Origin of the sequence: Fictibacillus sp. 7GRE50, from assembly GCF_015903875.1 — a bacterium.
GTDB lineage: Bacteria > Bacillota > Bacilli > Bacillales > Fictibacillaceae > Fictibacillus > Fictibacillus phosphorivorans.
In genome coordinates, this window is sequence record NZ_JACZDW010000012.1 from 23,949 (window position 1) to 39,903 (window position 15,955).

The 15,955-nt window shown below is 38.7% G+C and carries 13 protein-coding genes and 2 riboswitches; all 13 genes read left to right on the forward strand.

Translation table 11 applies throughout. The annotated features are described in order from the left end of the window. Positions 1–337 precede the first annotated feature (337 nt). Positions 338–1,312: an AAA family ATPase gene (locus IHV12_RS21950; RefSeq protein WP_197134580.1), complete on the forward strand. Its 975-nt coding sequence runs from the start codon at positions 338–340 to the stop codon at positions 1,310–1,312. Further along, complete coding sequence (locus IHV12_RS21955; RefSeq protein ID WP_197192232.1) at positions 1,312–2,583, forward strand: DUF58 domain-containing protein; 1,272 nt, start codon at positions 1,312–1,314, stop codon at positions 2,581–2,583. Before IHV12_RS21950 ends, IHV12_RS21955 begins: the two co-directional genes overlap by 1 nt. Beyond that, positions 2,570–4,768: a transglutaminase domain-containing protein gene (locus tag IHV12_RS21960; protein ID WP_197192233.1), complete on the forward strand. Its 2,199-nt coding sequence runs from the start codon at positions 2,570–2,572 to the stop codon at positions 4,766–4,768. Before IHV12_RS21955 ends, IHV12_RS21960 begins: the two co-directional genes overlap by 14 nt. A 40-nt stretch (positions 4,769–4,808) precedes the next feature. Continuing rightward, positions 4,809–4,910, forward strand: a riboswitch (purine riboswitch). A gap of 136 nt (positions 4,911–5,046) precedes the next feature. After that, a complete protein-coding gene (gene guaA, locus IHV12_RS21965; RefSeq protein WP_305069396.1) occupies positions 5,047–6,603 on the forward strand; it encodes a glutamine-hydrolyzing GMP synthase in 1,557 nt (518 codons plus the stop codon). A gap of 102 nt (positions 6,604–6,705) precedes the next feature. Beyond that, positions 6,706–6,807, forward strand: a riboswitch (purine riboswitch). A gap of 328 nt (positions 6,808–7,135) precedes the next feature. Further along, entirely contained in the window at positions 7,136–8,434 is a 1,299-nt protein-coding gene (locus IHV12_RS21970) for an NCS2 family permease (protein WP_137792202.1), read from the forward strand. Positions 8,435–8,596: 162 nt separating this feature from the next. Then, a complete protein-coding gene (locus IHV12_RS21975) occupies positions 8,597–9,343 on the forward strand; it encodes a prepilin peptidase (protein ID WP_197192234.1) in 747 nt (248 codons plus the stop codon). A gap of 103 nt (positions 9,344–9,446) precedes the next feature. Next, positions 9,447–9,971, forward strand: coding sequence for a hypothetical protein (locus IHV12_RS21980; RefSeq protein ID WP_197192235.1), 525 nt, complete (start codon positions 9,447–9,449; stop codon positions 9,969–9,971). A 480-nt stretch (positions 9,972–10,451) separates the two neighbouring features. Continuing rightward, complete coding sequence (gene cpaB, locus IHV12_RS21985; protein ID WP_197192236.1) at positions 10,452–11,219, forward strand: Flp pilus assembly protein CpaB; 768 nt, start codon at positions 10,452–10,454, stop codon at positions 11,217–11,219. 30 nt (positions 11,220–11,249) lie between these two features. Further along, positions 11,250–12,398, forward strand: coding sequence for an AAA family ATPase (locus IHV12_RS21990; RefSeq protein WP_197192237.1), 1,149 nt, complete (start codon positions 11,250–11,252; stop codon positions 12,396–12,398). Between the two features lie 28 nt (positions 12,399–12,426). Then, positions 12,427–13,791: a CpaF family protein gene (locus IHV12_RS21995; RefSeq protein ID WP_197192238.1), complete on the forward strand. Its 1,365-nt coding sequence runs from the start codon at positions 12,427–12,429 to the stop codon at positions 13,789–13,791. Beyond that, positions 13,769–14,692, forward strand: coding sequence for a type II secretion system F family protein (locus IHV12_RS22000; RefSeq protein ID WP_197192239.1), 924 nt, complete (start codon positions 13,769–13,771; stop codon positions 14,690–14,692). The genes IHV12_RS21995 and IHV12_RS22000 overlap by 23 nt, the downstream gene beginning before the upstream one ends. A 2-nt stretch (positions 14,693–14,694) precedes the next feature. Then, a complete protein-coding gene (locus IHV12_RS22005) occupies positions 14,695–15,633 on the forward strand; it encodes a type II secretion system F family protein (protein ID WP_197192240.1) in 939 nt (312 codons plus the stop codon). 67 nt (positions 15,634–15,700) lie between these two features. Further along, positions 15,701–15,916 carry a hypothetical protein gene (locus tag IHV12_RS22010; RefSeq protein WP_197192241.1) on the forward strand — a complete coding sequence of 72 codons (216 nt, stop codon included), beginning with the start codon at positions 15,701–15,703 and terminating at the stop codon, positions 15,914–15,916. Positions 15,917–15,955 lie beyond the last annotated feature (39 nt).

Sequence of the window (15,955 nt, forward strand, 5' to 3'; positions counted from 1 at the left end):
TTTACATAGATATATCGTGACCCGATATGGATTTTACAACGATACAAGATACATTCTTCAACATTCAATCGTCATATTTCTACAATTTCCCGAGAAATATCTACAAAAAAAGCATACTTATTAAGCTTGGGAAATTAGAGTTTAATATCTCAAAACAATATTTAGAAAGAGCGATTACGGTGTACTGTTTAAGGTGCATCTTTTTTATTTGTTCACTGATATCGAATCTGCTCTTTTTTTGTAAAAAAACAAGGAATATCGTCTGTCTGATGAGAATATTTAAAGGAAAGAAAAAATTAAATAATGTAGAGACAGAAATGTTAGAGGGGAGTCTATCATGAGCGCTAGAAATGAAAAGACATTTGAATATCATCCTCATCTTAGAGAGGTCATCGCAAACGTAGAAAAAGTTATGGTAGGTAAGAAAAAGGTTACAGAGTTAACGCTTGTTTCGTTATTAGCAGGGGGACATGTTTTACTTGAAGACGTACCAGGAGTAGGGAAGACGATGATGGTGCGTTCCATCGCTAAATCTCTGGGCCTAACTTTTAACCGCATCCAGTTCACACCTGATTTATTGCCTTCTGATATGACGGGGGTATCGATATATAACCAAAAAGATATGAGTTTTGAATTTAGACCAGGTCCTCTCGTTGGAAACATCATTCTCGCCGATGAGATCAACCGTACGTCACCGAAGACGCAATCGGCACTTCTTGAATCGATGGAAGAAATGAGCATGACGGTTGATGGACAGACGCACATACTGCCCGATCCTTTCTTAGTTATGGCCACACAAAATCCAATCGAATACGAAGGAACTTATCCGCTTCCAGAAGCACAACTTGACCGTTTCTTAATGAAGCTTACGATGGGGTATCCAACTCCAGAGGAAGAATTTAATGTATTGAACGTGATTGGAAACGAACACCCGATCCATCTCCTTAAACCAGCCATCTCGCCTGAAGAGATCTCAGAATTGAAAACAGCTGTGAAGAACATCTATGTATCAGATTCGATCAAGCGATATATCGTTGATCTGATCAATCGTACACGGAATCATAAATCCATTGCGCTCGGTGTCAGTCCGCGTGGATCACTCGCGTTATTAAAAGCAGCACAGGCTTTTGCGCTTCTTATGAATCGTGATTTTGTTATCCCTGATGATGTGAAATACTTAGCACCGTATGTTCTTGTTCATCGTGTGCTATTAAAACCTGAAGCGCGTTTTGAAGGGGTTTCAGCAGAAGAAGTAATCAATGAGCTTTTGGCACGTGTGCCTGCACCTATTCATAAGGAACAGCATGCATAATGAAGGTGTTTCTTCATAAATTTCGGGAGCGGTATAAAACACCGATCGGGTTTTCAGGGATCATCTTTTTACTACTTGTTACTTTCTCTTTTGCCATGTTTCAAGGTGGATTCGTAAGCTGGTTTCTATTTTACAGTGTACTTCCGCTTGTTCTGTATTCCATAACGATGGCTTTCTATCCGATACAGAGATTGAAAGTCGAGCGATATATCTCTAAAAATAAATTGATGGCAGGCGAAGAAATAGAAGTGACAATTGTCATCAAACGACTCAGCAACTTTCCGCTCTTTTACGTAGTGTTAGAGGATGTGCTGCCAGAAGTGTTGCTTCGTGAAACGCGATACGAGGGCAATACGCATCAGATCCAGTCTCGTATCCTGTTGTTTCCGTTGTTCAGAAAACATCTAGAATACTCGTATACCATAAATCCCGTACCGCGCGGATTGTTTAAATTCGATCAGATACAAATCAGTACAGGCGACATCTTTGGCTTTGTTTTGAAAAGCACAAGTGTTTCCGTTCAAGACCAGATCTTTGTGTACCCGCAGTACCAGGATATTGAGCGGTGGGAAGCAGGGAAGATGCTGCAATCTGGAATGAAAAAGGTCGGGAAGCGTTCGTTTACTGACTATACATCGACAGTCAGTGTTCGTGATTATGTCGCTGGCGACCGAATGAACTGGCTGCACTGGAAAGCGAGTGCGAGGTCGAACAAGCTGCTGACGAAAGTGTTCGAACAGCAACGGAACGATGATTTTGTAATTGTGCTCGATCATTGTGAAAAGAGCTACGGCACGCATGATTGGCTGTTTGAACGCGGCGTATCGCTTGCGGCATCCATCGTTCACTATGCGATCTCAAAGGGTGGTTCGATCGGATATCATCCGCTATCTGGAAAAGAAATCCCGATGAATATTGGGGTTGAACAAGAGTGGCGGATTCTTCACGAACTGGCAAAAGTGAAGTCAGACGTGAAGCTGCCGTTTGAAGAGCGGTTGAAGCAGGAATACATGGCAGGTTATATGGAAGGAAAGACGGCACTTGTCATATCGCCAAACCTTTCTGAATACACGATGAAAACGCTCGAGCTTATCGCATCCAGACAGCAAACGAACGTGATTTTCTTTTACTTAGCGCTTGATTCCAAATTGAAGAGTCAAGAACTCACGTATATCTCTCGAATCAGACAGTTCGGTGTGCCTGTAACACCGATTATTGGTTCTGACTTTAACGAAGCGCTGAAGGCAGGTGGCACGTATGCCTCAATCTAATCAGCAACAAGCGTCAACACTACACGTTTTAGTTCTGTACGGCTTAGGCTTCCTTCTTTTATGGGAGTGGTTAAGACCACTTAAAGAACTTACGACGACAAACGATATTCAGATTTTCGTGATGTACACATTGTTTTTGTTTATTGTTACGTATTTTCAGCTTCCGTTCTGGATTTCTTTTCCGGTGAAATTGGGAGCGATGTTATATGCGCTTCATTCGCTTTACTTTTTTGATGTCTTTTTATCGTTTAAGTGGGTTCCGTTTCTGATTGAAGATATCAAATATAATCTAGGGCTTTTTTCAGACCAGAACTGGAACGAGATGACGTCTCTTTCCAGGAGTCTTCTGTTCTTTATTTTACTCTGGCTCGTCAGTTATTTGATGCATTATTGGCTCGTCCAGACACGCCGAATCTTCCTGTTCTTCTTGATCACGGTTATCTATATTTCGATACTCGATACATTTACGGTGTATGATGGGAAGTTCGCGATCATCCGTACCGTTTTCATCGGACTGATCTTGGTCGGTATCTTACGAATGATGAAGATTATTGAAACGCAAGGGTTTTCTCTTTTAAAAGGAAAGTTTCCTGTTCTTTGGGTAGCACCACTTTCTGGCGTCATTGCATTGTCGTCAGCTCTAGGGTATGTGGCACCAAAAGCATCTCCAATCTGGCCAGATCCTGTTCCGTTTCTTCAGAACATGTCAGGAAAAGATGGAGAAGAAGGACTAGGAAAAGGCGCTGGGATCGCAAAGATTGGTTATGGTGAAAACGACAGCCAGCTTGGTGGACCTTTTGAGTTCGACTATACGCCGATCTTCACCGCTTATGATAACGGCAGGCATTATTGGCGGATAGAAACGAAAGAATTCTACACCGGTAAAGGGTGGGAAAATAAGATTCCGACTCAAGCGATCGCTTTAGAAGCAGATAATCCTTCAGCCGATACGAATTACACGAGAGTCTGGGAAGATGGATTAGAAATGAAAGACCATAAAGCACGTATCGAAGCGGAAAAACGAAAAGAATATTCATTTTTAATGATTCCAGGAAAGTTAACCAACATTAAAGCAGGATCGGATATCAACTATCAGTTAGATGGTGTAAACGGAAAAATTTCTACCTTTCAAGGTGGGAGAGAAGAGAAACTTTCTGAATACGAGATGGACTACCAGTTACCTGTAATAAAAGAAGAACAATTAAAAGCTTCCAACAATCAATACCCCGTTTATATAACAGAAAATTACCTGCAGCTGCCTGAAACATTGCCGCAGCGGGTAAAAGATCTTGCGCAAGACGTTACTGCCGACCAACCAACGCTCTACGATAAAGTCAAAACGGTCGAAGGCTATTTTGCTAAAAACGCTTATGGCTATAATACGATCGAAGTTGCGGTTCCAAAGGGCGATGAAGATTACGTCGATCAATTTTTGTTTGAAACGAAAATAGGGTATTGTGATAACTTTTCAACGTCGATGGTCGTGATGCTGCGTTCTGTTGGCATACCTGCTCGTTGGGTGAAAGGCTTCACTCCGGGAACCTTTGAGGCACTTGGTGATGATGGTCTTCGTGAATATACCGTTACAAACGCAAACGCCCACTCGTGGGTAGAAGTGTATTTTTCAGGAATCGGATGGGTTCCTTTCGAGCCGACGCGCGGATTTGATAATCCATTCGAGCCAGAGAGTGAAGAAAAGGATTCCACGCCAGCTGAGCCTGTTCCGACTCAGCCAGACAAGCCTGAAAAAGACGTAACGAAGGATGATAGCTCTGCTTCTGGAGAGAAAACGGGTTCAAGTTCAATCCTGAATTCTGTTGGAACGCTAGCTGTAGTTCTGTTAATCGGTCTTGTTGTGATCGCTGGGCTGGCTTATCTGTTCCGCAGAAAATGGCTTCGTCAGTACACGATTTGGCGCTACAAACACAAAAAAGGCGCTGATAGCTTTGAACAAGCCTTTGAACGCTTGATGTGGCTATTAAAAGTATATGGCATAAAAAGAAGACCTGCTTTTACGTTGAGAGAGTATGCTCTATATGTTGACAGAGAGCTTGATACAAAGGACATGAGAATCCTCGCGAAAGCTTATGAAGGCGTGCAATTCAGTCCAAAAAAGCAGTCAGATCTGTGGAATGATTTTCATAAAGAATTGTGGGAAAATTTAATTAAAAGAATCCGCCCTTGACCGCTATAACAGGCATTGTTAGAATGTCTTTAAGATTATAGTGTCAGATATTATTCTCCTTCGTATATCCTCGATAATAAGGTTCGAGAGTCTCTACCGGGTTGCCGAAAATGACCTGACTATGAAGGCAGGATTCTTTATAGCTACATTTTAAGGAATTCTGCCTTTGTTTTTGTATGTGGAAAACAAGGGTAGAATTCTTTTTGTTTTATAAAGAAAGTGTAAAGATAGACAAGCTGACGGATACTATAGCTGATAATAATAGATGGGGTGAGTACATGAGCGTAACGAATGATTTGCACGTAATGAGTGAAATGATCGTTGTGTTAGATTTCGGTGGACAATATAATCAGTTGATTGCACGTCGTATCCGTGATTTAGGAGTATACAGTGAATTACATCCGCACACGACAACTGCGGAAGATATAAAGAAAATGAACCCAAAAGGAATCATCTTCTCTGGTGGACCTAACTCTGTTTATGCAGAAGGGGCACCAGCTTGTGATCCAGCTATTTTTGATCTGGATATCCCAGTGCTTGGTATCTGTTATGGTATGCAGTTGATGAGCTATCACTTCGGCGGTAAAGTAGAGCGCGCGAGCCACCGTGAATACGGTAAAGCAGAAATCACTGTAACAAACACGAACAAGCTCTATGAAAAACTTCCAGAACAACAAGTGGTATGGATGAGCCATAGTGACTTAGTTGTTGCGCCACCAGAAGGTTTCGTAACAGACGCTACGAGTCTTTCTTGTCCTGTAGCTGCGATGAGTGATGTATCTCGTAAACTTTACGGCGTACAATTCCACCCAGAAGTTCGTCATTCAGAGTACGGTATCGAGTTTCTTGATAATTTCGTAAAATCTGTTTGTGAATGTGAAGGCAACTGGACGATGGAAAACTGGATCGAAGACGAAATTCAAAAGATCCGTGATGTTGTTGGCGACAAAAAAGTTATCTGCGCAATGTCAGGTGGCGTTGACTCATCTGTTGTTGCCGTACTTGTTCATAAAGCGATCGGTGACCAATTAACATGTATCTTCGTTGATCACGGACTTCTTCGTAAAGATGAAGCAGATCAAGTTATGAAAACGTTCAGCGAAGGATTCAACATCAACATCATCAAAGTCGATGCGAAAGAGCGTTTCTTAAGCAAGCTTGAAGGTGTATCTGATCCTGAGAAGAAACGTAAAATCATCGGTAACGAGTTCATCTACGTATTTGATGAAGAAGCGTCAAACCTACAAGGCATCGAATTCCTTGCACAAGGTACACTTTACACAGATATCGTAGAGAGCGGTACAGCAACTGCACAAACGATCAAGTCTCACCATAACGTTGGCGGACTTCCTGAAGACATGCAGTTCAAATTGATCGAGCCTCTTAACACACTCTTTAAAGATGAAGTGCGTAAAGTAGGTACAGAGCTTGGCATTCCTGAGCACATCGTTTGGCGTCAGCCGTTCCCAGGCCCTGGTCTAGGAATCCGTGTACTTGGTGCGATTACAGAAGAGAAGTTAGAAATCGTTCGTGAGTCTGATTTCATCCTTCGTGAAGAGATCGCAAAAGCAGGCTTAGAGCGTGAAGTGTGGCAATATTTCACGGTCTTACCTGACATCCGAAGCGTTGGTGTAATGGGTGACGCTCGTACGTACGATTACACGATCGGTATTCGTGCCGTAACGTCGATCGACGGAATGACTTCTGACTGGGCACGTATCCCTTGGGACGTACTAGAAAAGATCTCTACTCGTATCGTAAACGAAGTGGATCACATCAACCGCGTGGTGTACGATATTACGTCTAAGCCACCAGCAACAATCGAGTGGGAATAGGCATGTAAGCGAAAACACGAACGATTATCGTAAAATAACATAAAATCATTCGTAAAAACGCTTGACGTACGACAAAGTTCGACCTATACTCAAGTAGTAATTAAAAATTAAATGTATTTCCTACGTATAAATTCGGGGATATGGCCCGAAAGTTTCTACCAGACTGCCGTAAATGGTCTGACTACGAAGGATTTTTGAAACATGGCGCACATGCTCTCTTTGCATAGGCCACGTTTCATTAACTCTTACGTATTCAGACCCAAGGGCTTGTCCCTTGGGTCTTTTTGTTTGAACAAAGCTGCTTTTGGAAGTAGTTGATTTGCGCTCCAGGTGCTTCGCTTTCCGTGGGGCAGGCGGTGAGCCACTTGCAGCTTTGCGCCATTAAGTGTCTCACCTGACCGCTTGTCCCACAGGAGTCTCGCACCTTACGCTCCAATCAACTAGTCAATGAAGAACAGGTCAAACACTTCGAGTCATGAGCGACTTTTAAAGAGAAGCTTTATACGTAGACAGGGTATAGGGGGATTTATAGATGGAAAAGTATTTTGGTTTCAAGGAGTTCAACACTTCTTACAAAAAAGAAGCAACAGCGGGATTAACAACGTTCCTTGCGATGGCTTACATTTTATTCGTTAACCCATCCGTACTAGGTGATGCTGGGATGGATAAAGGTGCCGTGTTCACGGCAACTGCACTTGCAGCGGCCCTTGGAACACTTTTCATGGGAATCGTAGCCAAGTATCCGATCGCACTTGCTCCAGGTATGGGACTTAACGCTTTCTTCGCTTACTCAGTAGTCTTGGTCATGGATATCCCGTGGCAAACAGCACTTGCTGGCGTATTGATGTCTGGAATTATCTTTATTTTTATTACATTATTTAAAATCCGTGAAACCATCATAAACGCGATCCCGGAAGATCTAAAGTTTGCTGCAGCGTCCGGTATCGGGCTGTTCATCGCATTTATCGGACTGAAGAACGCAGGAATCGTCGCACCAAGTAAAGCAACACTTGTATCTCTTGGTGACTTAACACAAGGTCCGACACTTCTTGCCATCTTTGGTTTCATCATTACGATTTTAATGATGATCCGAAACGTTCGTGGAGGAATCTTCTACGGCATGGTAATCACCGCTGTAGTTGGTATCTTTGCTGGCTTGATCAATAAGCCTGATCAAATCGTAGGAGCGATTCCGAGCCTTGCGCCAACATTCGGACAAGCGTTCTCTCACTTTGATCAAATTTTCACAGTAGACATGATGATCGTTGTTCTAACGTTCTTTATCGTTGATTTCTTTGATACAGCAGGAACATTGATGGCAGTTGCTTCACAAGCCGGAATCATGAAAGACAACAAGCTGCCTCGTGCAGGTAAAGCGTTGCTTGCTGATTCATCCGCGATCGCAGTTGGTGCGATTCTTGGAACATCTTCAACAACAGCATACATCGAATCAGCTTCAGGTGTAGCAGCAGGTGGACGTACAGGATTCACATCTGTTGTAACGGGTGGATTGTTCTTATTAGCTCTTTTCTTCTCACCATTATTAGTAGTCGTAACACCATCTGTAACGGCACCAGCGCTTATCATTGTCGGTGTACTCATGGTATCGGTGCTAAGCAAGATCAAGTGGGACCGATTAGAAATCGCAGTACCAGCATTCTTAACATTGATCGCCATGCCGCTCACATACAGCATTGCAACAGGGATCGCACTAGGATTTGTTATGTACCCACTAACAATGACAGTAAAAGGACGTTTCAAAGAAGTTCACCCGATCATGTGGGTTCTCTTCATCGTCTTCATCAGCTATTTCGTTTTCTTAGTCGAATAGTAATAAACATTCGTAGGAATGTCCGTTTTCGGGCATTCCTTTTTTGTATGTGCAGGAAAACAAATAAAAAAGATAGCCGATAACTTTAAGGAAGAGAGATGCAAAAAATAAGTTTCTTCATTATAATAGTGTGCAGAAAGAAGATTAAGGGAGAAGTGGGAAATGGAAGCAATGTGGAGCGTTTGGTTTTTTATAGTAGGAGCCGTATTAGCCTCGTTCGGCGGAGTAATCGGCTATCGTCTGCCAAAAGGAATGAAGATCGTAGGGGTAGAGCGTTCACAATGTGACCATTGCGAAAGACAGCTAAAATGGTACGAGCTGTTTCCCATCGTTTCGTATCTCACTGCGGGCGCAAAGTGTAAAACATGTAAGAAGCGGATCCCCCTTTTATATACGATGGTGGAGCTCGCAACTGGTGCTCTTTATAGTTTTTCATACATAAAATTCGGTTTCTCTATCGAATTGTTGTTAGCCTGTTCACTCGTTTTATTATGCGCCATCATTACCGTTTCCGACCTATTGTACTTTATTATCTCGGACAAAGTGCTGATCGTATTTTTCGTGTGGTTCCTAGCCTTACAAGTGATCTTTGAACCAAGAGGTTGGATAGATGCAGGCGTTGGAAGTCTGCTCGGATTCTTATTCTTGTTATTGTTAGCGGTTCTCTCTAAAGGCGGAATCGGCGGTGGAGACATTAAGCTGATGGGCGTATTAGGTCTTGTACTCGGGTTTCAAGGAGCATATCTAACACTGATGGTCGCGTCCATCGTAGGGGTATTAGTCGCAATCGTAGGATTAGTAACGAAGAAATATAACCGAAAGACCGCAATACCGTTCGGACCATATTTAGCGGTAGGCGCGTTAGTGACGTTTTATTATAGTGAAGAGTTGTTGGGGTTGATTTTTTAATGCTATATTAAGTTGAAGAGTTAGAAACTATTTGTTTAGAACTGGCGTAAGAATAATATTATGTTTTTGTTAGAAGATTTTAATACCGAGTAGGAGGTATAATATGCAATTGTGGTTAATTATTTTTTGTAACCTTTTAGCAATTTTCTTAGGGTTAATATTTGGAATTGGATTCTATAAAAAGAAAAGAAATGAAATAGGGGACACAAAAGGAAAAATATTAGGTATAAGTATTTTTGTTTTTGTTATGATTTTTTTTAATGGAATACTTGTATACACTGATTTTAAGGATGAACAGAGAGAGAAAAGTGCACTTAGTGAAATGGAAATGAATTATAAAGAAAACGGGGTTTCCAATCAAGAAAGCTATAAAAACTTAAACTTAGCGGTAAGAACATATAGTATTAATAAAAAGAAATATTATGAAGTGTACGTATCAAATTTTAATAAAAAAGTAACCTTTACTGGAAAAGTTCTTATAACAGTAAAAGATGATAAAGAAAAAGTCGGGGAAATTACAACTGAAAAGATAACACTTAAGCCTGGTGAGAAAATGATGATTGATTCATACACCGGACCTAAATATTATGATGAGTATTCGTGGAAATGGATTGGCGAACTTAAATAGATTTTGTAATGATATGCGAACCCAGTATACTGTTGGAATTGGTGAATACAATTAAAACTTGTTTTAAAAAGCCGCGTAAACATATGTTTACGCGGCTTTTTAAGATTTAAGTCTTTATTCCTAGTAGTTAATGTTTAGTTCAAAAGTATGAAACTCTTGCAATATGGGCTTTTTAGGTTTTAGAATGTAAATTTTGTGGAAATTAAATTTTAGAATTAATGGTTATTTATGTATTATAACTGTGATTATATTCCTAGTATAGTTATTTTGTAGGGTTGTCGAAAAGAGTCGAAGTTTGAAGGAGGATAGTAAGAAGGTTGTGGATAAGTGCTATAAACCTTTATAAGCCAAGGATTTAGAGGGGTTGACGCTCTTGGAAAATATGTGATAGTTTTGGCATAGAAAAAAACAGAAGATATGACAAATTATATTAAAGTTATGATTTAAGTACATTTTTGTAGGAAGTAGGTATATGAAACAATGATTGAGTCAAAACGTCGAGCATTTATCTTTATAACTCTAGCAATTCTTCTAGCACTCATCGCAGGTTTTTTAGTACTTCAAAAAGTACGACAACTTAATGCTGATTTAGGTGGCATGACAAAAATTTATGTGGCAAAAGAAAACGTTCCATCCCGTGAATTATTAACTCCTGATGACGTAACTACTGAGGAAATACCCAATAGGTATATTACAGCTTCTCACATCACAGAACGGAAAGACTTAGTGGATAAGGTTGCCACGGTACCATTGACCAAAGGTGATATTATTACAAAAAACATGTTAAAACAAACTTCCAGTGTTTTGAATGAGGACAACAGATTAGTAATGCTTTATGCGTCAGATAAAGTTCGTTTCGATGAAGAAGTTGAGGCACTTGATCGAGTTGATATTATAGTTTCTCAACAACTAGAAGGTAAGCCGAAAACTGAAATCTTTATGTCAGACGTTAAGGTAAGTAGGGCTTATAGAACAGACAAAAAGCAGTTTTACGGAGTGGCACTAGAAGTATCTATAGAAGACACATCTAAATTAGTTCATATACAAAACTATTCTGATAGTGTTCGTGTAATAAAAGCTAATGTTGGACAAGCAGTTAACAAATCTCCTGAAGCAAATGAACCTAGTAAAGAAGCACCTAAAGCTCCACCAGTTCAACAAGAGCAAAAGGCTCCAAATACTAAAGAGACGAAAGATAAGCCTGCTCAACAACCAACAAAGCCAGCAGAACAGCCAGTAAAAAACTAGAAAAGATCGTTATACAATGGAGGACGAAAAATGCTTCAAGATCGGAAGTTATTAATTGTTAGTGATAATTCGGAGTTAACAGATCAGATTCATTTTCTTTCAGAACATTTTATAAAAGTAGATACCGTAAATTCTCATGAAGTTTTTAAAGAACTTGATAGATCAGCACCTGATATTATTATCGTCATAAAAACAGATGATTCTACTGTTGAATTGGTTCAAAGTATTAATGCAGATAATTCAATACCTATCCTGTTTTTAACAGAAACACAAGACTTTATTTTATTGCGAGATGTAATTCGCGCTGGAGCGGTTGACTATTTTGTTATTCCAGATGAAATTTCTTTATTTGAGAAAAGACTCCAAGCCATTATTAAGAGATTAGAAACGAATGAAACTGGTGTACAAGAGAGTCATAACACTTCATTTAAAAGAGGCAGGGGACAAGTCATCTCTTTTTACAGTGCAAAGGGAGGTAGCGGTAAAACGTTTGTGGCATCTTCTTTCGCTCAGACACTTAAATTAGAATCAACTGCACAGGTGCTCTTGATAGATCTTAATCTTCAATTTGGAGGGATCGAAACTTATCTTAGTATTGAAAGCACACGTTCACTAATTGATTTAACTCCAGTTATAGAAGAGCTAACTGAATCTCATATACAAAATGTTAGTGAAAAGGAAAATCATTCAAAGCTAGAAATTCTTTTAAGCCCTAAAGATGCAGAAACAGCGGAAGGAATAACACAGGACTTTATAGCTAAATTAATTCGAGCATGTAGAAGAAATTATGATTTTGTGATTTTAGATCTTCCTTCATATATTGACGACAAAACGTATATTGCCCTAGAAGAATCTGATGTTATTAATTATATATTAAATTTAGATACACCTTCTTTAAGAGCATTTAAAGATGCAGAACAATTGTTCCAAAGGCTTGGAATAGATGTAAATGAAAGGCTCCAAATTATTGTAAATAAAACCGGTAAAGAAAATGAGATATCCGTAACAGATATTAAGGACCTTGTAACTGCACCGGTCATAACAGATATACGTTATGACAAAAAAACAGTTCAACCTTTAATTAATAAAGGTTTGCCACTTCAAAAAGTTCCTAATGAAAAGAAGCTATCTCAACCTGCTAAAGATATTAAAAAATGGGTTTTATCAAATCTAAATTAATTTTCAAAAATAAGGAAGGAGGTAAAATATGTCGATTTTTAACCGTGAAAAGGATTTACCTTCTCTAAAAAAAACCAATATAAACAACACTTATTCTAACCCATATATTGACAAGCTTGTCGAACATTATAAAGGGCGTTTATTACATGAGACTAATCTAGAACAACTTACAAGTTTAAGTAGAGGAGAAATGAGGCTATCAATTGAAAAGCTTGTAAGTTCATTCATGTCTGAAGAGAAGGTTATTATTCCAAGGCATGATAAAGAAGCTTTGCTTATTAGATTAATAGATGAATCAGTAGGTTTTGGACCTTTGGAACCGTTATTAAATGATCCAGATATTACGGAGATTCTTATTAATGGACATAAGGAAATATTTATCGAGAAGAACGGACAATTAAAAAAAACCAATATTCAATTTAAAGATGAAAATCATGTGAGGCACATTGTAGATAGAGTTGTTGCTCCACTCGGTCGAAGAATTGATGAGAGTTCTCCAATGGTTGATGCTAGACTTCATGATGGAAGTCGTGTAAATGCTGTTATTCCTCCGGTAAGTTTAAATGGTACTTTGGTTTCAATTCGAAAATTTAGAAAAGACCCATTTAAGATGGAAGATTTGATTGATTTTCATTCTATGGATGAGTCGATGTCTACTTTTTTACAAGCAATTATTAAAGCAAAATTAAATGTCTTAATTTCTGGAGGTACTGGAAGTGGAAAAACTACACTTCTTAATGCGCTTGCAAGAGCAATACCCCCTTCAGAACGTGTTATAACAATCGAGGATTCTGCAGAACTCAAACTTGATAGAGCAAGTGTAGTAGGAATGGAAGCAAGACCTCCAAACGTTGAAGGTTCAGGTGAGATTACCATTAGGCAACTAGTTAAAAATGCTCTGCGTATGCGTCCAGATCGAATAATTGTAGGTGAGGTTAGGGGATCCGAGGCTTTTGATATGCTCCAAGCCATGAATACAGGTCATGAAGGATCAATGACGACCGTCCATGCTAATTCACCATTCGATGCTCTAAGTCGTGTTGAAGGTATGGTTATCATGTCCGGAATGGATTTACCTTCTGAAGTCATAAGAGAATATATTGTAGGAGCTCTGGATTTTATCGTTCAAGGTGAGCGTTTGTCTGATGGTAAACGTAAGATTGTATCTATTGCAGAAGTATTTAAAGATGAAAACGAAAAGGTTCAGATGAAAGAAATTTTTAAATTTAATCGAACTGGCATGGGTGAAAACGGTAAGGTACTAGGATATTTCACGCCAACAGGAAATGTACCTAAGTGTTTAGAAAGGCTTAAGGTGTTTGGAATAAATATTGATGAATCTCTGTTTTGGCCAAAGGAGGTTATGTCGAATGATACCGTCTATTCTGTTTAGTTTTTCTGTTATTCTTTTTATCATCGGCTTCTATCAATATTTAGGATTTAGATCACACAAAAAAGATTGGAGACAAAAGGTCTCGAAGTATTTTCCAACTCAAAAAAGAAAAAGCAAGATTGTTGTTTGGGGAAACAAATTTGATCAGACAGAACTGGCTAAACCATTGAATGATAAATTGCAAAAAGCTAGTGTTTCGTTAACTGCATCAGAGTTACTTGGAGCTCTAATTGTTGGTTGTTTAGGAATAACGGTAATATTTACAAACTTATTTGATGTACCTTTGCTTATTAGTTTTCTATTAGGAATATTTACTGCAGGCCTTACCTATTGGCTATTATTTTTAATAAGACAAAATCGTTATTACGAACGGTTGAACAGTCAACTTTCTGAAGTGTGTCGCTTATTAGGAAACTCCGCCAGAGCCGGAATGACTATTAATCAGGGTATAGAAATGATAGCTAGAGAGGCTGCTTCTCCTGCTAGAGAGGAATTTTCAAGAGTTGCAAGTGAACTTAGGCTGGGTGTTGATTTTGACAAAGCTATGCGTGATTTGCAGGATAGAATTCCCTCGAGAGAATTTCAATTATTTATTGCGACATTATTAATTCAGAAAAAATCAGGCGGTAATCTTTTTTCGATACTTGATGAGATGGCTAACACTTTAGAAGAAAGAAAAATACTAAATCAAACGATTAAAACAATGACTGCTGAACAAAGATATATTTCATATTTTGTGCCAGCTTTACCCATATTGTTATTGCTTATTATGAATCAAATAGTTGATGGATTTCTCGAACCACTTTCTAGTATTCCTGGTATTATACTTGGGACAATTTTTATTATAGGGACAGGCATTACTTTTATTCTTGTTAGAAAAGTAACAAATATAAAGGTGTAATTATGGATACTCTCATTTTATTAGCAATTTTATTTTGTTGGCTATTTCTAATTATTGGCCTATATAGTTGGTATCAATTTAGAAATAAAAAAGCTTTAATACAAACACATATTAAAGAATCTATTTTTTATGAAGAACAACATCTAAGAAAGAAAGATACAGTGTTAGTAAAAGTAATAAAGAAATTAACTAAACAAGCTGATGATTTTTCTGCAATTGGTCAAAGAATTGACTTATTTAGTGAATCACATGAAGTAGAAGATTGGTTAAAAAAATCTAGTTATCCGCTTGATTTAACAGTTGAAAGATTTCAAGGGTTAAAAATAGTATTTGCCTTGATTGGATTTGGTATAGGTACAACTTCATTACTACTAGGTCTACCATTATCGAACTTTGGCATAGTTCTATTACCTGTTGGGGGTTACTTCATGCCGATTATCTGGTTAAAACAAAAAGCAAAGCAAAGACAAGATAACCTAAGGTATGACTTGCCTGATTTTTTGGATACTGTAAGTGTTAGCTTACAAGCTGGAATAGGATTAGATCAGGCATTAAGAGAAGTAGTTAAATTTTTTTCAGGTCCTTTGCGAGAAGAATTTGGCCGTTTTAATCAGGAAATTGATTTAGGCGTTGAACGTGAAAAAGCGTATCGAAATTTACTAGCTAGAAATGATAACCCGGAATTTCAAACGTTAATTAAGTCGCTTATTCAAGGGATGACTCTAGGTGTGCCAGTTGCTACGACTTTTAAAATTCAAGCAGAGGACATGCGAACAATAAGGCAAGAACAAGTAAAAGAAAAAGCGGCTAAAGCTTCTCCAAAGATAACACTAATTACAACTTTCATAGTCATGCCAACTGCAATATTCTTAATTGGTGGATTGATGATCATGAACATGTTCATGGGAGATAACAACATATTAGGAGTTTTTCAAAAGTAAACATAGTTTCAACTTTTAAGTTTTTTGCTTAAAAGTAAATATAAAAAACAACTAGGAGGAAATTACTATGCAAAAGTTAAGTATTGCACTTTATTTAAGAGTTCAAGAGGCTTTAAAAAATCAAAAAGGTGCTCAATCTTTGGAGTGGCTTGGAATTGCAGCATTATTAATAATGGTAGTAGGCATAGCATCAACTTTCTTAGGTGGAGCTGGTAAAGGCCGTATTGAGGCTGTATTGGAAGGGATCATAAGCTCTATTGAAGATCAAGTTGGAGGTAAATAAACATAACCAGGCAAGTGAAGATGTTTTTCTTCACTTGCC